Source organism: Paenibacillus sp. S29 (assembly GCF_049319765.1).
Taxonomy (GTDB): Bacteria; Bacillota; Bacilli; order Paenibacillales; family Paenibacillaceae; genus Paenibacillus; species Paenibacillus polymyxa_B.
The window spans coordinates 48633-66215 of sequence record NZ_JBMOUI010000013.1 but is presented as its reverse complement, the minus strand read 5'-3'; the positions used below and the strand labels follow the sequence as shown (position 1 = coordinate 66215).

Annotated in this window: 17 protein-coding genes and 1 pseudogene; 7 read left to right on the top strand and 11 right to left on the bottom strand. The window is 45.9% G+C overall.

Annotated features, from left to right (window positions below):
- Positions 1–6 precede the first annotated feature (6 nt).
- From ACL9RM_RS20220 to ACL9RM_RS20195, 6 genes are all read right to left on the bottom strand, one after another.
- Positions 7–687 carry a VOC family protein gene (locus ACL9RM_RS20220; protein WP_250267925.1) on the bottom strand — a complete coding sequence of 227 codons (681 nt, stop codon included), beginning with the start codon at positions 685–687 and terminating at the stop codon, positions 7–9.
- Positions 688–782: 95 nt separating this feature from the next.
- Positions 783–1049 (bottom strand): hypothetical protein, encoded by a 267-nt coding sequence (locus ACL9RM_RS20215; protein WP_414126454.1) that lies wholly within the window; start codon positions 1047–1049, stop codon positions 783–785.
- Between the two features lie 297 nt (positions 1050–1346).
- A complete protein-coding gene (locus tag ACL9RM_RS20210) occupies positions 1347–2522 on the bottom strand; it encodes an MFS transporter (RefSeq protein WP_250267923.1) in 1176 nt (391 codons plus the stop codon).
- A 76-nt stretch (positions 2523–2598) separates the two neighbouring features.
- Positions 2599–2910 (bottom strand): ArsR/SmtB family transcription factor, encoded by a 312-nt coding sequence (locus ACL9RM_RS20205; protein ID WP_061831898.1) that lies wholly within the window; start codon positions 2908–2910, stop codon positions 2599–2601.
- 130 nt (positions 2911–3040) lie between these two features.
- Positions 3041–5089, bottom strand: coding sequence for an iron ABC transporter permease (locus tag ACL9RM_RS20200; protein WP_250267922.1), 2049 nt, complete (start codon positions 5087–5089; stop codon positions 3041–3043).
- On the bottom strand, positions 5086–6081 hold the full coding sequence (locus ACL9RM_RS20195; protein ID WP_250267921.1) for an ABC transporter substrate-binding protein: 996 nt from the start codon (positions 6079–6081) through the stop codon (positions 5086–5088). The genes ACL9RM_RS20200 and ACL9RM_RS20195 overlap by 4 nt, the downstream gene beginning before the upstream one ends.
- Before the next feature lie 168 nt (positions 6082–6249).
- On the opposite strand from ACL9RM_RS20195, the gene infC reads away from it, so the two are divergent.
- The 3 genes and pseudogenes from infC to ACL9RM_RS20180 all read left to right on the top strand — a co-directional run bounded on the left by infC (position 6250) and on the right by ACL9RM_RS20180 (position 8184).
- Entirely contained in the window at positions 6250–6762 is a 513-nt protein-coding gene (infC, locus tag ACL9RM_RS20190; protein WP_069291562.1) for a translation initiation factor IF-3, read from the top strand.
- A gap of 103 nt (positions 6763–6865) precedes the next feature.
- Positions 6866–7270: pseudogene (locus ACL9RM_RS20185) on the top strand (kanamycin nucleotidyltransferase C-terminal domain-containing protein); the annotation flags it as partial.
- A gap of 365 nt (positions 7271–7635) precedes the next feature.
- On the top strand, positions 7636–8184 hold the full coding sequence (locus ACL9RM_RS20180) for a hypothetical protein (RefSeq protein ID WP_250267920.1): 549 nt from the start codon (positions 7636–7638) through the stop codon (positions 8182–8184).
- A gap of 106 nt (positions 8185–8290) precedes the next feature.
- Here ACL9RM_RS20180 and ACL9RM_RS20175 read toward each other — a convergent pair whose 3' ends face one another.
- A complete protein-coding gene (locus ACL9RM_RS20175; protein WP_025723972.1) occupies positions 8291–8674 on the bottom strand; it encodes a DUF423 domain-containing protein in 384 nt (127 codons plus the stop codon).
- A gap of 219 nt (positions 8675–8893) precedes the next feature.
- Between ACL9RM_RS20175 and ACL9RM_RS20170 the strand changes: the two genes are divergently transcribed.
- From ACL9RM_RS20170 to ACL9RM_RS20160, 3 genes are all read left to right on the top strand, one after another.
- On the top strand, positions 8894–9367 hold the full coding sequence (locus ACL9RM_RS20170) for a hypothetical protein (RefSeq protein ID WP_039269848.1): 474 nt from the start codon (positions 8894–8896) through the stop codon (positions 9365–9367).
- Positions 9368–9399: 32 nt separating this feature from the next.
- Entirely contained in the window at positions 9400–10251 is an 852-nt protein-coding gene (locus ACL9RM_RS20165) for a DegV family protein (RefSeq protein ID WP_250267919.1), read from the top strand.
- A 157-nt stretch (positions 10252–10408) separates the two neighbouring features.
- Entirely contained in the window at positions 10409–12034 is a 1626-nt protein-coding gene (locus ACL9RM_RS20160; RefSeq protein ID WP_414126453.1) for an S-layer homology domain-containing protein, read from the top strand.
- Between the two features lie 69 nt (positions 12035–12103).
- On the opposite strand, the gene ACL9RM_RS20155 is transcribed toward ACL9RM_RS20160, so the two are convergent.
- Together ACL9RM_RS20155 and ACL9RM_RS20150 are read right to left on the bottom strand one after the other, a co-directional pair.
- On the bottom strand, positions 12104–13693 hold the full coding sequence (locus tag ACL9RM_RS20155; RefSeq protein WP_414126452.1) for an amidohydrolase: 1590 nt from the start codon (positions 13691–13693) through the stop codon (positions 12104–12106).
- A 51-nt stretch (positions 13694–13744) separates the two neighbouring features.
- On the bottom strand, positions 13745–14437 hold the full coding sequence (locus ACL9RM_RS20150) for a 4'-phosphopantetheinyl transferase family protein (protein ID WP_254349326.1): 693 nt from the start codon (positions 14435–14437) through the stop codon (positions 13745–13747).
- A 226-nt stretch (positions 14438–14663) separates the two neighbouring features.
- Here ACL9RM_RS20150 and ACL9RM_RS20145 point away from each other — a divergent pair, with 226 nt between their 5' ends.
- Entirely contained in the window at positions 14664–16130 is a 1467-nt protein-coding gene (locus tag ACL9RM_RS20145) for an RICIN domain-containing protein (RefSeq protein WP_414126451.1), read from the top strand.
- A gap of 110 nt (positions 16131–16240) precedes the next feature.
- Here the strand turns inward: ACL9RM_RS20145 and ACL9RM_RS20140 are convergent, their stop codons facing one another.
- Positions 16241–16756 carry an acyl-CoA thioesterase gene (locus ACL9RM_RS20140; protein ID WP_013309488.1) on the bottom strand — a complete coding sequence of 172 codons (516 nt, stop codon included), beginning with the start codon at positions 16754–16756 and terminating at the stop codon, positions 16241–16243.
- Between the two features lie 100 nt (positions 16757–16856).
- Entirely contained in the window at positions 16857–17405 is a 549-nt protein-coding gene (locus ACL9RM_RS20135) for a helix-turn-helix domain-containing protein (protein ID WP_039269838.1), read from the bottom strand.
- Between the last annotated feature and the right edge of the window lie 178 nt (positions 17406–17583).

Below are 17583 nucleotides of genomic sequence, written 5' to 3'. Positions count from 1 at the left end.
GAAGCACTATCCGTCTGATCTCAATTCATACAAACCATTATGCAGTGAAAGACTAGCAGAGTGTGGACCTTCAAACAAGACACTGATGCTGCACACGGTCGGAAGCCTATCATCAGGAAACCAAGGCCGTTGCTTGTCTATGACTATAAATGATCCTTCTACATCCCCTAGCGGCGCGAATTTCTGTCCAGCCCCTCCCCATGAATTAAGTTGGAACGTTTCGGTAATTATTCTAGATACCTCTGGAACATCATCGACCGGAAGACCAATCTCGCTTATACGAAGTATAGAGTTGGGTCCGAAAGCTTCAGCGACTGCATTATCGAGTGTATGGTGGGCAATGAATTCAACGAGGTTATGATCTGGATCATAGAAATAAAGCGCTGTTGCATTCCAGTTTTCGAAAAAAAACTCATCTTCTTCTTGGGGTTTTGAAATCAATGAAATCCCACGGTCGATGGCCCACTGTTTTGCCTCTATGAATTTATTTGTTGGAATCGTAAAGGCAATATGGTAAAACTCATTTTCTATGTGGGAGGATTCCTGAAAGGCAAGAACCGATTCCCCTACTTGAAACGACAACCGCGAAGGCCCCTCCTCTACAACCTGCAAATCCAGGAGAGAGCCGTAAAAAGCTTTCATCGCTTCGAAACTGTGTGTGCCTAAGAGCACTTCTTTTAATTTCAATGCAATCGTCCTCCTCATAAACAATTGATAAGCCCATTGTCTGTACGTATCCAAATCGGCATTTTGTCTAGGACTGTATAGGACCATTACATTGGTTATTGATTATCCTCTAAATCGCTTAGAAGTTTGGCGTTCACATCCAACGCCGCAAATTGAAGTAGTATATCCTGTTCATCCAGAGATTTACTTTTCGCCATTTCTTGATAAAGCTTGGGCTGGTCCCGAAATGCTCTTGCACTTCCAATCAAGTATGCCTTCTGGAGATATTCATGAGCTAATACAGGATTGCTCTGATGAAGAAGTGTTTCCGCCATCTGAATATAAGGTTCAGCATGTATAATCCGGTACCCTGTACCTTCCAAATCTAAAATCTCCTCATTTAAAAGCTCTACTGATCGCTGAGTATGCCCGTTATAATTGAGAATTTGAACGTATTGATGCAAGGTTACACCTGTACATAGAGATGCCTACCCCTTCATTGCGATTAGCGAAAACGCTTAATTAAGGATATCACTCCCCAGATGAGCAACGCCAAAATCCCGATAACGATTACGAATGTCATTAAGATCGAAGTCCATACGAAATGCAATCAACATCACCCCATGCATCATTTTATGGTCATCATCTTCTAGAGTACTCTCCTAATATCTCTCCATATTTTAACGCACGTTGACTTCCGTTGCATTCGAATTGAACAATTTTATTTTTATAATCATAGATAAAAACGCTAGCAGTGCAAACATCAATCCGCTCCAGATGAGCTGGTGTATTCCCAAGTGAGAGATAAACCACCCGCCCATAGCAGCCCCTATCGTAATACCCAGATTAGAAAATGAGACAAACAGACTATTACCAAACTCTGGAGCTTCTTTCGCTTCAGTGGTTAACCATGTTTGACTAATAATTAGCCCCCCGGAATGCACGGCCCCCCAAATGAGTACAACCACAATCATCGGTAGGAAAGAAGCTCCCAGAGCATAAGTGAATACGTAAATGACCATATATAGCAATGGGAACATGATGACGGTCTTGGTCAGATTTTTATGTAATAATCCTCCAAATAAAAAGTTTCCAAAAATCATGACGATTCCAAAGACCATCAACATCATACTGATCCATGACCCGTTCATAAGAGTTACTTCTCCAAGATATTCGGCAAAGTAGCTATACACCGAAAACATAGCTGCAAAGATAAAAATAACAGTCACAATGTTGAACCACAATTGAGGTTTACGTAATATACCAAACTGTTTGCCATAAGACATCTTTTCCTGAACGGGCAGGGAAGGAAGCCATACGAGTATTCCCACAAATGCAATCATGCTTACGACAGCTCCAAACAAGAAAGCAGCTTCTAACGATATCTTTTCAGCAAGATAGGAAGTCAAAGGCACGCCAAACGCAAATCCTACTGTAATTCCAGCGAAAACCTTGGTGACGGCTTTACTACTCTTTTCAGGGGGGACAAGATGAGATGCAGTCACGAGAGCGACCGAAAAAAAGACAGGATGAAAAATAGCAGGAAGAACACGAAAAATGAGCATGACCTCAAAATGAGTGGTATAGGCATAGACAATATTAGAAATGACAAAACTGAATACAGCGGTTAATAGAATGACTTTACGATTCATGCCGGAAACGAGTAAGGTCAAGAACGGACCTGAAATGGCAACAACTAAAGAAAAAATACTGACGAGCCAACCAGCCTGGGCAGCTGATACATTGAATTTTTGGGTTACTTGAGGGAGAACGCCTATAATCCCCATTTCCGTTGTAATAATGCCGAATACGCCTAAAGCCAGAATGATAATAAGTAACGGGTTAACCTTTTTCATTTTAAGTATAAGCCTCCAATTTAATTATATATATAGATTTGTAGATATGTTATGTAAAAAAAAACCTCCTTTCAGTTTATAGTTCCTTTTGAACGTACTCGGCAAATTCCCGGATTGTTTTTTCATTCCGACGATAGTACGTCCACTTCCCAATACGCTCAGACTCTAACAAACCGGATTTTTGCATCGTTAATAAATAACTTGAAATCACAGACTGCGCAAGTCCCGATTTAGCCTGAATATCTCCCACACATACACCAATTTGAAAATTAAGCCCTTGCTTTAGATAAGCCTGTTCATCAAAAAACTCTTCTGGTTTTTTTAACCACAGCATAATTAGACGACGAGTTTCGTTTGACAATGCTTTATAAATCAGTGACGGTTCCATATAAAACATTATATCTATTTTATTAGATTTGTAAATATAAGTCCAATGATCACGTAGAAAAATAAATAATAAAGGCTGCTTCCCCACGGAAAATTCCGCTGGGAAGCAGCCTGTTCAAGTACATATTCAACTACACTGACTTACTCTTATTGGAGCGATACATCAAGTATAGGAAATACGGTGCACCGATCAGTGCGATCAGCAATCCGGAAGGAATTTCGGTCGGCGCAAGCACTGTCCGGCCAATCGTATCAGCCAGCACCAGCATTACTGCTCCCAAGAGGCTCGACAGAACAATGGAGCGGCGTACATGGTGCCCAATCAACGTACGCACGATATGCGGAGCAATCAGCCCGATGAAGCCAATTGTCCCCACACAGGCTACCGCTCCACCCGCCAGCAGCACACCCACTGCCATGGCCAGCAGCCGGGTGCGGCGCACCGGAAGTCCCAGTCCCATAGCGCTGCTATCGTCAAACACCAAAAGATCGAAGCGGCGAGCTAGCCACCAGGCTATTGGCAACAACACGAGCAGAAAGGCCAGAATCGTCGCCACCTGTCCCCAGTTTCGAGCGTAGGTACTACCCGTCAGCCAAATATAGCCTGTGCTGCCCCAAAGCGAGCCTTGGATAATCAGTACCTGAATGCCGGCTGCTCCGATCGCTGATACAGCAATCCCAAGTAGGATGACCACAGACGGGTTTAGGTGCTTGTTCCATGATAAAAAGAAGATCACCGCCGCCGACACCGTCGCTCCGGCAATCGCCGCGATGGGCAGCATATAAACAGGTAGCCCAGGCCAAACGATAATCACTGCAAGCGCACCAAAGCCAGCCCCTGAAGAAACACCAATGATCGAGGCATCCGCTAAGGGATTACGAACGGCTAATTGGATCAAGACACCGCTGACCGCAAGAGCGATACCAGCCCCGGCTGCCACCAGCGTGCGCGGAATTCTAAACTGCAGCAAGGCCGAATTTGCGTTCTCACCGCCGAACAGGCCGGACAATAGATCGCCGACAGGAATTCGCATCCCTCCAAACATCAGGCTGAATACAGTCAACAGCACGGCACCGCATCCAAACAACGTGACCAGCCTGCCATACGGTAATTTCCGAGAGCGCACACCTATGTTCATGGAAGACTGCCCGCTAATACCAGAAGGCAGCTTCATTTTCCACAGAATCAGCCAAATTAACCAAGGAGCACCGATCAAGGCCATCATTGCTCCGGTCGGCAGATCCATGCTTGATTGGTGGACCATTTTCGCCAGCACGTCAGCGCCCGTTAACAGCAATGCCCCCCAGAGGAAGGAACCGGGCAGCACCCAACGATGCATTTTTAGACCGCTTAAGCGCACCAAATGCGGAGCTACCAAACCCACAAAACCAATGGGTCCAATGACGCTGACTGTAATGGTCGATAGCAGGACAGCCAATACAATTCCCACCGCCCGGGTCAAGCTAACCTTTTGTCCGAGCGACGTGGATGTGGACTCATCCAGATCCAGGACATCAAACTGCCTTGACAGCAGAACGGCAATGACCGAGAGTCCTACGACCCAGGGCCAGGCGTAAGTTGTCCCGCTCCAGTCGTTTTGCACAAGCGAGCCAGAACCCCAGAGAAACAATCCCTGGGTTTCAAATGAATAAAAGATATGCAAAGCTCCGGTAAACGAACCGAGAACCATGGATACAATCAAGCCGGCAAGCGCCAAGCGAATCGGACTTCCAGCTCGTCCCCCGCCCATGAAGTAAGCGAGTACCGCTGCAAGCAGGCCGCCGACAGCGGCAAATAGAAACGGCGCCTGATGCAGCAATCCGGGAAACATCACCGCGCCAAGGACGACCACAAAGTAGGCACCAGCGTTAATTCCTAGTGTATCAGAAGCCGCCAGCGGATTTTTGGTGATGGCCTGGAGCAGAGCACCGGCGATGGCCAGCGCACCACCTGCTAGGATTCCGATGACCGTACGCGGCATTCGGAGATCCCACACCATGTTATGATCAAGCGTATTCTGACGCTGGGTCAACGCCTCAATTACTGTATGCAGCGGGATTGAAGCCTCTCCATAACACAAGCTTACAAAAAAAAGCACGATGAGGACGATCAATCCGCCCCCAAAGATGCTTCCTACACGCCAAGTCTTCGATAAACCCGTTGTGTCTGTTCGGGTCATTTCGTCAGAGCTCCAACTACTTGATCAACCAGTACTTTGGATGAGATAGGACCACCGAATGTCCATGTTGTACCGTCCAGCGGATAGGTCCGTTTTTCTTTGACAAAGTTCAGTCCGTTCCATACCGAGTTGTTCTTCATCGCGGCTCCAAATACATCGTCCGTCTTTTGTGTAATATAGATAAAATTGCTGTCCTGTACAGCTGGAAGAGCTTCAATGCCAACGGTGCTAAACCCGTATTTCTCAGTCTTGTCCGACTTCCAGTCGTTCACCATGCCGATTTTCGCAAGCGTTCCCACTACAACCGAATTTTCTTTGAACATTCGTAGACTGGCAGCATTTTGAGCTGTAAAGGCCTGTGTCAGCGCATAGTGAAAGTCTGCTTTGCCCGCCTTCTCCAATGTAGCCTTTGCATCTACATAGTGCTGGTCAAGTTCGCTTAGGACCTTATCAGCCTGTTCCGTTTTACCAGTAGCTACAGCCACTTGCTTAAAGATTTCAACCATACGGTCGTAATCATAGCCGTTCCCCGTGTAAGGATCGAATTCTATCGTTGGTGCAATTCCTTTAAGCTGCGCATAGATCGCTGCATTGTTATCGGCGTTAGAGATAATAAGATCCGGCTTGAGCGCCGCAATCGCTTCTAGATTCGGTTCGCCCCGTGTGCCGATATCAGTTACGGTATCAGCCAGCTTCGCCTCCGGTGTTACCCACAGCTTGTAGTTTTCATTGTCTGCATTGCCGACCGGCTGTACGCCAAGTGCAATGAGGTCCTCGGTAAACGTCCATTCGAGTACCACGACACGTTCCGCTGGCTTGTCCAGTTTGACTTCCCCGTGGTCGTCCTTAACCGTAACCGGACCAGCCGTTGTGGATGTCTGCTCAGACCCTGCAGTACCTTCCGTCTTCGAGCTATCCCCAGCTGCACCGCAGCCCGCCAATACAATAGTAAAAACCACAAATAATAATAGGCTATTCAACATCTTTTTCATTTCTCTCAATCACCCCTGTATGTATATTGCATTGGAAAATGATAATCATTATCAGTAAAAGATTATAGGGGTTAGTGACTTTTGTCAATACGGATAAATCTAAAATTGAATCGCAAACAGGTTCCGTATATGATAGCTTTATCATTGTTTAAGGGAGGCTACATTTACGTGGCAGTATTAATCAACGAGCAAATTAAAGCTGACGAAGTGGTACTCACTGGACTCGCGGGAGAAAAGCTCGGCGTTGTCTCCAAGTCAGAAGCCTTGGCTATGGCCCGATCCCAAGGGGTGGACCTGGTATGTACCTCACTCATGAGCAGCCCACCGCCCTGTAGCTTGGTCGCAAAAGGCAAAGGAAAAGCGCTGGCGCAAAAAGAAACCGCAGCAAGCAAAAATGTCGGCCGAGCCGCAAGAAACAGCGGCAAAGAAAAGGTCAAGGAGCTTCGCTTCACTGCTCATATTGAGGAGCATGATTACGACACGAAGCTGCGTCAGGCAGACAAACATCTGCGTTCCGGCAAACCGGTGCAGTTGGTCGTTAAAGCGTCTGGAGCAAAAGAAGCCCCCGTCGCCAAAGCGGTACTAGAGCGGCTACTAGTCGATCTGAAGGAAGCCGGAGTGAAGGAAACTGGAATCCAGACGGGCGGCAAGGGCTCGCAAGTGAAATTAAACCCGCGCTGAATGGCGAATCCGTAAATTGGAAAAGTCACTTTGACCCTAGGAAACAGAGGGAGGTCACTAATGGACATGAATGGACCTGTCAACATTTCTCGAAGTGAGAGTATTAAAGGAAGCGGCCGAATCCCCAACAAAGGAAGATTTCAGGCATGCCATCAACGAAGTGCTTGTAGGTGAGATGTATGAGTTTATAGGAAAGCTTAGAAATGTCCGTGTAAATGGCCCTCATACCTACTTGCCTTACTTGGGAATGCAGTTTGCCCAATATGGGGCTATGTTAGTTGGGTTGCACAATCAGAAGCTTTTCTCAACGGGTTCAATGGTTCTACCGGAGGCCCTAGAACTACCAAGTCGTCCAGAAGGATTTGATCATATCGTTAAGCTGGTCATGTCTGGAGATTTAGCTGAACCAGCGAAGATCATTTCAGCCTGTGAAGATTTCTGGAGTGGTCTTGTGAGTTGGGCAGTCGAACATGACTACTTTATTCGATCACAACGAATCCCCTTTTGATCGAAAATAAAATTGCTTTAATTGCGCTTACTATAATATATCATTTTTTTGATATGCCAATCCCCCTTTCAATAAGGGGGATTTTACTTTTCTTCTGGATGGATGATACTTCTTCGTTATATTTTTCCATTGTAATATATTTAAAATTTAAACTACTTGATTTCACCCCCTACCTCCTTTATTCTCTGTATATGTAACTCTGGCTTTGCTTATCTGAGAAAATTTTACGCATAGGGCTTTATATAGATTTTATTTTTGTTAATATCCAACAACAGGGCCTTAGGCACTATGATAGATTACGTTTTAATGATATATTGATAGGTACTATAAAAGACTAATTACCCATGGCTTGGGCTGGAGGATGTATGAAAAAGGAATCAAATCAAGACGAAACCAGTTATTTATTTAATGTAGATGTATTAGTTAAAGGTCGTTCGAACGTAGAGGCCCTTCAGTTCCTGCTTAATCTCTTGAGCCAAAATGAACAAATTGCGGATAGCCGGATTCAATCCGGTATCGAACTTGGCAATTTAATTGAAGCTGCACTGTACCTAAAAAAACAGTCGGCCGTGAATAACCCATCTAATGCAGCCGCTACGCTCGCGGAAAAATTCTCTAAAAAGAAATCAGCCGCAATTACGAACAAGCCACCAGTCGTTCAAGAGATCAAACAATCCCACGTACAGCCAAAGCCTGCAATTCAACAAGACCTTAGTACGTATGAATGGATCAAACGCTATATTCAAGATAACACGCTTGTACGGTTAATCGTGAACCGCTATGGCGGACAGCGCAGCATTCCTTGCCGCATCCTCAACCTGGATCATGATAATAGCCTGCTGAGTGTGTATCATGTAGATGAGAAGCAAGTGTACTCCTTTAAAATGAATGAGATCGATGAAATCACATCGTAAATGTAAATATTTCATAAAAAAACGAAGCATGAAAAAAGAGAACGGTCAGGAAAAACATGACGTCTTTCTTGTCCATTCTCTTTTTTTGCATTATCCGAAAAGAACTCTAATCCTCTTTCTTCAGACCCATGGCAGCCCATGCCAGCAATATCCATCCTGCAATAAAACACACGCCTCCTAGAGGGGTAATAGCCCCCAGCACACGGATTCCGGTCAAACTTAGCACATACAAGCTACCAGAAAACAAAATGATACCTGTCAATAACAGACGCGCTGCCCATCTTAAACGGTTGGAAGGACCCCACTGTCCGGCAGCCAACGCAATGATCAGCAAACCGACAGCGTGAATCATATGATATTTCACACCTGTTTCATACACGGCCAAAGCATCCGCGTCGATCCGGGCTTTCACAATATGTGCCCCGAACGCTCCAATGGCTACCGCCAACATCATCATTATGGATCCCACAAATATCCATTTTCGTTGCATGTTTGTGTACTCCTTTTCATCTCATCCTTTTAGCCGAATGTTCTTCTTATTTTATCGAAACCGTATGAAGTTTACCAGCCAGCGTGTGTGAACAGACCGCATACAGAATTGGATGATTAGACCCTGTCTTTTGAAGGGTAATGTGTAGGATGGCTTGCTTTTTTGTTTATTTTGTGGAAAATTAGTACCTGTTCGGACTATGTTCAAGGAGTGGAAAAAATGAGTTACCAAGATCCTAATTTGCAAAAACCTGCTGCGTCTGAGGAGCACCCTGTTTTTTCAGAAGCTCCTGTGTTTCAGCCTCCGGTCAAGCTCAAACATTCCGGTCCCGGAATTGCTTCTTTTATTATGTCGCTTGTCAGCCTGATCGGATATATTATTCTGGCTATCATGGTCATTAATCTGCTGGCTCATTTCAGCCAATACCAAACGTTGAACCCGGAAGTCGCTCTACAGCAAACCGGAACGGTATTGCTTCCTTTTATTTTTTTAGGCAGCCTGTTGCTGAATTGTAGCGGACTTGTGGTCGGTATCATTGGAATTGCGTTAAAAAACCGTAAGAAAACCTTTGCTATTATAGGCTTAATCATTAATGCACTTATTATTGTGGGCTTTATTGCTCTTCTTGCCATCGGTCTTTCCGTTCCGAATAGCACAGCGGATATCTATCCTTCCTCCGTGCAATCTTTATAATTTTTCTGCATCACACAGAGAGGATTCAATGTATGAACAAAATTAAAATTTTTGCCGACAGTACCAGTGATGTTCCTGCTTACTGGCGTCAACAGTACGAGATTAGCATTGTGCCATTGTATACAGTATTTGGTGATGAGGCATTGCAGGATGGGGTGAACATTCACCCGGAACAATTATTTCAACGTGTAAGCCGCGAGGGACATTTACCGCGTACCGCCGCACCTTCTCCGTCGGATTTTATTCAAGCCTTTGCGCCCTACATAGAACAAGGGGACGACATTTTATATATCAGTCTGTCTTCCGAGCTATCATCGACGTACCAGAATGCGCTACTCGCTGCCTCTGAATTTCCGGAAGGTCGCGTTACGGTTTTTGATTCCTTGAATTTATCGTGCGGCTTTGGCCTGCTTGTGATGAAAGCTGCTCGTGCGGCAGCCAACGGCAATACGATAGAGCAGATTGTAGACATGTTGACGAAAACCAGGCCGCTCATAGACACGGAATTTGTCATTGATACACTTGAATACCTGTATAAAGGCGGAAGATGTTCAGGCATGCAAAACCTGATCGGCAGTCTGCTCAAAATTCGTCCGGTGATCAAAGTGATTGACGGAAAAATGGCACCTGCCTACAAAGTCCGCGGCAAACGTGAAAAAGCTTTGGATCAGATGCTGCAAAATGCACTGAATCAACGAGATCAGATGGATAACGATATCATTATTGTCGTGCACGCTTTGGCCGAGGAAGATGCGCTGATGCTGCAAGCTCGCTTGAAAGAAGAAACGAACGCACAAGAGGTACTGCTAACTACAGCAGGCTGTGTCATTTCCAGTCATTGTGGTCCACAGACCATCGGTATTATGTATGCCAAAAAAGCATAGTTTATCCAATATCAAACCCGTTGCCGCATAGGTGGCGGGTTTTTTGGTATTTTTCCAGCAATTTAGCAATGAATAACTTTCCTCTTTTTGATAGTATTATTCGTCGAGTAACGATATATGAGTCTACAATCTATCATAAAAAAGAAGGTTATTTGGTATGAGTTCCAAACGATCACGTTGGTTAACCAGGCTCACGCTTTCAGCAACTGCAGCCATCACAATATTCACAACATTCACTTCATACTTAGCTGCTCCAGCAGCAGCATCCGGCGCTACGTTCCAAGATATTGCACACAGCTATGCCTATCAGTCTATTATTTCCCTGCACGCTAAAGGAATTTTGAACGGTACACAACCTGGTTACTTCTCTCCTAAAAAGGCTGTTACCAGAGCCGAATGGGTTACCGCACTGGACCGTACACTCGGTCTGGAGCCTGTACAAGCGGCCGTTTCCTCCTACCGAGATGTTGCCAAAAAGACGTGGTACTATGGATGGATTGAAGCGGCTTCTCAACTCAATATCGTTCAGGGGGGAACGTCCGCTACATTCCAACCTAATAGTCCCATAACCCGTCAAGAAGCGGCCTTAATGATCGCACGTCTCATCCGCTCTTCGGGCGGATCAGGAGATGCTACTTCCTCCTTCACAGATACTGGCGAAATTGCAGATTGGGCCCTTGATGCGGTAACCACCGTAAATCGTTACGGCTTTATGAAAGGTGAAAGTAACTATTTCCGTCCTGCATCCTCTCTGACCCGTGAAGAAACAGCAGTAGTGCTGGAACGACTGCTAACGTATTCAACAAAGCATGCTAACCATACTGCTTCCACCGCTTCTTCCATCCGAATAGGCTGGCAATATGATCAAACCGTTCAGCAGTTTGAAAATACGGTGCTCCAATCCAACATCAACACCCTATCACCACGTTGGTTTTTTCTAAATGAAACAGGTATTATCAGCGATTATACCAATTCGTCGCTGCTTGCCTGGTCCAAACAGCATCATAAAAATATCTGGGCGATGGTAGGCAACCGTTCCAACCTGGCACTGACGCACCAAATTCTGTCCAGTGAGGTTCTACGAAATACAACCATAACTCAGCTTGCTAATGCCGTATCTGTGTACGGTTTGAACGGGCTTGTCATTGATTTTGAAAATGTAGATGGTCAAGATCGTGCCAATTTAACATTGTTCGTCCAACAATTAAAAGCTAAGTTGAAGAGTCAGAATACGGTACTGGCGATTTGTGTATCTCCTGATTACGGAACGGACTGGACTGCCGCCTTTGATTATAAACAGCTTGGCGCTGCGGCAGACTATCTGATCCTGATGGGATATGACGAGCATTGGGGAGGTAGCTCGATCCCCGGCTCTGTGTCCTCACTGCCATGGCTCCGTGAAAGCGTGCGGCGTTTTGTACAAACCACCCATCCGGAGAAAGCGATCTTGGCGTTGCCATTATTTACACGGAACTGGACGCTTAACGCTAGCGGAAAGTCAATCGCTTCCTCTGATATTTCATTAGATCAGCAAAACCAGCTAGTATCTCGTTCCGGCTCCAAACCAATCTGGAATGAGGATATTCAGCAGTATACCGTGTCTTACAAAGACACGCAGCTTCATAAGCTGTGGCTCGAGGAAGGACGATCCTTCACTCGTAAGTATCGCTTGGGACAGGATGCTGGGTTTGCTGGCTTCGCCTACTGGTATCCGGGCGGAGCAAGCTCTGATCTGTGGTCCAGTGTAAAAAACGCAGACCGATTTATACAGCGTGGTTTATAAAATATAAAGCCTTCAACCTCACATGAAAAGTGAAGTTGAAGGCTTTTGGCATACATACTTATCACAAGCCTATGACCGATATGCAACTTTCCCGTTTACAATTGTCATTCGTACCTTAACATCAAGTAAAGCTTGCGGACTTTCCGATACATCACGGTCAATGACTGTAAAGTCAGCGGCTTTCCCTTCAGCTATCGTCCCTCTTTCATCAGCCTCACCGGCTGCTACTGCGCTTCCCGTGGTAAACAAATGAATGGCTTCATGTACATCCAGCTTTTCAGCGGGAAGATAGCCCTCATGCATTTCTTCCGGCTTGGCACGAGTCACTGCCGCATGAATACCAAGAAAAGGGTTTAACGGCTCAATCGGTGCGTCACTACCTCCAGCACATGGAATGCCTGCTTCCAGTAGCTTTTTCCAGGCATATAAATATTCAGCCCGTTCTTTCCCCACCCGATCCAGTACCCAAGGGAAGTCACTTGCGACAAAACGGGGCTGGATGTCCGCGATCAGCGGCAGCTTCGCCATTCTCTTGACCAAATCACCCCTAAGTACCTGTCCATGGATCAGGCGGTCTGGCAAACCGCTTTCCCCCGTGAGCGCATGAGCCTCCATCGCTGTCAAAATCATGTGCGCCGCCCCATCCCCTATGGCATGCACAGCCACCGGATAGCCTGCTGCTCTGACCGCAGCCACCATCTGATTCAGCTCTGGCTGCGGTTGGATCGCCATTCCACAGGTATGTGGAGCATCACTATAAGGTTCGGATAATAATGCCGTTCTTCCACCAATAGCGCCATCGGCAAACATTTTAATCGCACCGATTTTAAACCATTCATTTCCGGTACCTGCACGCAGCCCTTGCACTTTCGCTTCCTCCATAAATGGATGATAGATGAGCTGGTGTGTGCGAAAAACAAGACCTTCTTCCCTCAGCTCCCTGTAAATTCGCTGCATCGTCTCCACGCTGCCCAAAAAACGTAAATCCTCTGTGTGCGCAGCAGTCAAACCAAGCCTTAGCGCATCCATACAAGCCCGCCGAATCGTATCCTTCTTAACCGAATAATCCGGCTCTGGCTGCACGCTAGTAAAGGCAAAGGATGCTTCCTCATAAATCAATCCGTTCAACCGTCCATCTGCATCTCGCCCATAGGCTCCCGATGCCGGGTCAGGGGTGTCCTCGTTAATACCCGCACGTCGAAATGCCTCTGAATTGGCCAAGAACGTATGAAAGCACGTACGAGTGAGATATACCGGATGCTGATCTGTAATGGCATCCAGCTCGGCTATATCCGGTATTTCAACAGGAATAAACGCATTTTCATTCCAGTTGAGTCCTAAAATCCATTCTCCTAACGGTGTTACAGCGACCCGTTTGCGCAGCATAGCCAGCATCTCTTCCTTGGAGGTAGCTGATGTTAAATCCAGCATAGCCAGCTTCATACCATGCATAGATAAATGCATATGTGAATCGGTTAAGCCTGGCAGTACATAGGCGTCTTCCCAATCCACAGTTTCATATTCCTTACCGGACAACTGTAATTCAAGCTCCCGAGCATACCCGATGGCCTGTATCCGTCCATGCTGTACAACGATAGAGTCTCCTTTGGAAGTCCACTCCCCATACAACCGGCCGTGCTTGAACAAAACGAATGTCAACGCCACTCATCTCCTTTTTTCAACTATACGCATATCCACTTCATATTACGCCTATGTTGCCACTTCCAAGCGTAGTGTATTTATATCTATCTGCTGCACCTGCTGGGCAAATTGGTCATGAGCTGCACAGACAGCCATTTTATAATCCTGATCCAGCTCATACTGCTTAAAATGACAATACTCGGTGGTAAAGCCCTCTGTCGTGAAGCCTATGAATGGCTGTGCCTTTAGCTCAAATGAAAAAGACTTCAACGGTAGGGTTAGTCCCTGCCCCTCGGCCTTCACAAAGCTTTCCTTAAGCGTCCATAGATCGTAAAAATATGATAAGCGGCTGTCTGCGTCCTGACGCATTAACGCATCATACTCTGTGTCTGAAAAGCACACTCTACCTACCTTAAAATCAATAGGACGGAGCTGTTCAATGTCGATTCCAAGCGGGTGATCATCAATAGCGCATACCACCCATTTTCCCGAGTGAGAAACATTAAAATGGAATGCGGGTGCATTGATCAAGGAAGGCTTACCGAATGCATTGTATGTAAATTGAAGACTGGCATTAGATACCTTCAATTGCCGGCAGGCCAACCATCTCAGCAGCACATCGGCATATAACCCCCTCAAAGCATCTTCCCGATGTAAAAAACGATCTAACTTGTGCTGCTTTTCCAGCGAAACCTGATTTACCAGTGATTCGTAATGCTCCTCAGCCTCCGGCTTGCTCGTATCAATCGCGTATATTTTCATGGTTGCCTCCTGTATACCTAATGAATATCAGCCAGTTTGTAACACTCACCGTTCGATGGAAGTCTGTTAGATATGGATGGCGTGTGCCGTGTACATGGTCAATATACTACTCTAGCACTTTCAATTCAATATGGATACAATTGGATAAGTAGCTCTATTAAAACTACTTCATAGAGTCCATTAATGAAAGCGCTTTAAAATAACACATACAGAGGAGGACGAAACAATGAAATATGATTTTGCCCGCTTGCTGTGTATTATGCTCTCTATTTTGCTGACGTTGAGCATTTTTCAGATGTTTTCACCTAAGATCGCTTCAGCCGCTTCAGCGAATGTTGTGAATGGCATTCAGTTTAAAGATACAGATGGAAACGTGGTCCATGCCCATGGGGGTGGTATGATTAAAGTAGAAGGTTACTATTATTGGTTTGGTGAAAATCGTAATCCCAACGGCACGTTCAAGGCGGTATCCGCCTACCGTTCCTCTGATTTAAAAAACTGGGAGTTTCGTAAAAACGTACTGACCAGCAGCTCCGCCGTAGAGCTGAATGTTTCGAATATTGAACGTCCGAAAGTGATTTATAATGAAAAAACACGTAAATACGTATTATGGATGCACAAGGAGAATGGGGTTAATTACAACGAGGCCCGAGTGGCTGTCGCCTCTTCCGATACGGTGGACGGCGATTACACGTATCAGGGCAGCTTCCGTCCTCTGGATTACGATTCGCGCGATATGACCGTATACAACGATAACGGTACGGCTTACCTCATTTCGGCTACCCGAGTAAACGCAGATCTGAACATTTATCGTCTGACACCGGATTTTCTGCAAGTTGAATCGCTGGTGACTACACTTTGGCCTGGACAATATCGTGAAGCTCCGGCGATGTTCAAAAAAGGAGACGTCTACTTCCTGATTACATCCGGGGCAACCGGCTGGAATCCCAATCAGGCCAAGTATGCTACCGCATCCAGCATTGAAGGAACCTGGAGTAATACGATAAACTTCGGGGACGGTACGACATATGGTTCACAGTCAGCTTACGTGATTCCTGTTGAAGGTGCCCAGACAACTTCATACCTGTATTTGGGCGACCGTTGGGCGGGTGCATGGAGCGGTCCTGTGCAGGATTCTCAATATGTATGGTTGCCACTGCGTTTTCCAACAGCGACTTCATTAGCCATGGATTGGTTCGACAGCATTAATATTGACACCGCCAGTGGTGTGGTCGAGGGGATAACGACGCCAATTGCCATTGATCCGGATGCCTATTATCAGCTAGTGAATCGCAAGAGCAATAAGCCACTAAGCATTATGGGCAATGCAACGACGGACGGCGCAGACCTGGAGCAGCGTGCAGATTCCGGGACAGCAAACCAGCAATGGCAGCTCAAGGATGCAGGCAGCGGATATTATAAAATTATGAACCGCAACAGCGGAAAGCTAATTGGTGTTGAAAGCGGTACGACAACAGACGGTACAGTTATTGAGCAGTGGAGCGACGGAGGCTGGTCCAGTCAGCATTGGCAATTAGTATCCGTAACCGGTGGTTATTACAAGCTGAAAAATCGGGCAACCGGCAAGCTGATCGATATTTCTGAAGGCGCCACCGCCGATGGAGCTAAAGCCATTCAATGGGGCGATAACGGTGGGACAAATCAGCATTTCCGTGTAGTTAAAGTAGAATAGCTCAAGTTATTTTCAAAAGGAGCCGTATTCCAAGCAGATCATGGGCGACTGCTAACGGAAAAGACGGCTCCTTTTTACGTAAAACGATGAAATTGATAATCTCTAGTACGTTACAGTTCCCACGGATAATCTGTTGTCAGAAAACTAGCCAGCTGCTTGCTTTCTTCCCTCCGCTGACGCCGTATGGCTGCGCGTGATGGAGCCGTCTGGTGCAATTGTAACTGCTCTTCTGTTTCTGGAATCACCTGCGGCACGGTCACTTTACGGTTATTCTCGTCCAATGCCACAAAGGTCAGGAAGGCGGTGGCTGCGATTTTTCGGTCGCCAGTCATCAGTCCTTCACGAATTACCTTTACGAACACCTCCATCGAGCTACGGCCTGTCCAGGTTACGAACGCTTCCAGCGTGACAGAATCACTCGGATGGATAGGTAGCAAAAAATCCACCGAATCCGTAGAGGCTGTAACTGTGTTCGTACGACACAGCTTAGCAGCTGCAATAGATGCGATATCGTCGATATACGACATCAATCGGCCGCCGAAGAGCGTGTTATGATTGTTGATATCGTTGGGAAATACTCGGGACGTCTTGAAGCAGTAGGTTTCTCGGATGTACTTGCTTTCCATGGGTTCTTTCCTCTCTTTTCCTCGTTGCTCTCTTTTTATATCTCTGGATTTTGCAAAATCCAGATGTGGAAGCCTGTTTTAGACTATGCTAATCATCCCACTAATCCGCATAATAAATCAATACATAAAAATCGGCATCCTCTTCCGAATCATTGCGGTAGGTATGTATGTCAGATACTTGAAATTGCACAGCATCCCCTGCACTCAGCTTGAGCTGTTGCCCCTGCATTTCAAAGTACATCTCCCCACGGATCATGAGAATCGTTTCCTCACCCAGATGCTTCTCTGCCTGGTGTGTAAAGCCTGGCTTCAGACTTACCGTGAACACCTCAAACTTCTTTTCAGCGTGATACGGGAATACAGGGTAAACAAAATAGTTACCATCCTCATCAATAACCGGATGCAGGTCTTCCCTCCGAATCTTCGTGATTTGCGGCGGGTCTTCTTTGAGAAAGGTGGAGAAGGATACATGCAGACCGTTCGCAATTTTCCAAAGGGTTGTTACCGTAGGATTGGATTTCCCCTTCTCAATCTGAGCCAGCATCCCTTTGCTGACCCCTGTCAGTTCAGCCACCTTATCCAAACTTAATCCTCTAGTCTTCCTGATTTGAGCCAAATTAGAGCCAATAATATGCTGCATTGAATCCACGGAACGTTGCCTCCTTGTATCCAAAAGTCTATATAAGAAGAATACACAATTTACTCGAGAGAGGTTCATTCGAAAATGAATCTACAATTAAGTCTTAACAGCCTTATTGCTATCTAGCTTACACAAACTCATTATCTTATCCAATATAAAAAAGTGTCAAATTGAAAAATCAATTTGA

Coding starts and splice junctions, on each gene's coding strand:
- ACL9RM_RS20210 (WP_250267923.1), bottom strand. CDS start 2,522: ATGAAAAAGGTTAACCCGTTACTTATTATCATTCTGGCTTTAGGCGTA.
- ACL9RM_RS20205 (WP_061831898.1), bottom strand. CDS start 2,910: ATGGAACCGTCACTGATTTATAAAGCATTGTCAAACGAAACTCGTCGT.
- ACL9RM_RS20200 (WP_250267922.1), bottom strand. CDS start 5,089: ATGACCCGAACAGACACAACGGGTTTATCGAAGACTTGGCGTGTAGGA.
- ACL9RM_RS20195 (WP_250267921.1), bottom strand. CDS start 6,081: ATGAAAAAGATGTTGAATAGCCTATTATTATTTGTGGTTTTTACTATT.
- ACL9RM_RS20180 (WP_250267920.1), top strand. CDS start 7,636: ATGAAAAAGGAATCAAATCAAGACGAAACCAGTTATTTATTTAATGTA.
- ACL9RM_RS20175 (WP_025723972.1), bottom strand. CDS start 8,674: ATGCAACGAAAATGGATATTTGTGGGATCCATAATGATGATGTTGGCG.
- ACL9RM_RS20170 (WP_039269848.1), top strand. CDS start 8,894: ATGAGTTACCAAGATCCTAATTTGCAAAAACCTGCTGCGTCTGAGGAG.
- ACL9RM_RS20165 (WP_250267919.1), top strand. CDS start 9,400: ATGAACAAAATTAAAATTTTTGCCGACAGTACCAGTGATGTTCCTGCT.
- ACL9RM_RS20160 (WP_414126453.1), top strand. CDS start 10,409: ATGAGTTCCAAACGATCACGTTGGTTAACCAGGCTCACGCTTTCAGCA.
- ACL9RM_RS20150 (WP_254349326.1), bottom strand. CDS start 14,437: ATGAAAATATACGCGATTGATACGAGCAAGCCGGAGGCTGAGGAGCAT.
- ACL9RM_RS20145 (WP_414126451.1), top strand. CDS start 14,664: ATGAAATATGATTTTGCCCGCTTGCTGTGTATTATGCTCTCTATTTTG.
- ACL9RM_RS20140 (WP_013309488.1), bottom strand. CDS start 16,756: ATGGAAAGCAAGTACATCCGAGAAACCTACTGCTTCAAGACGTCCCGA.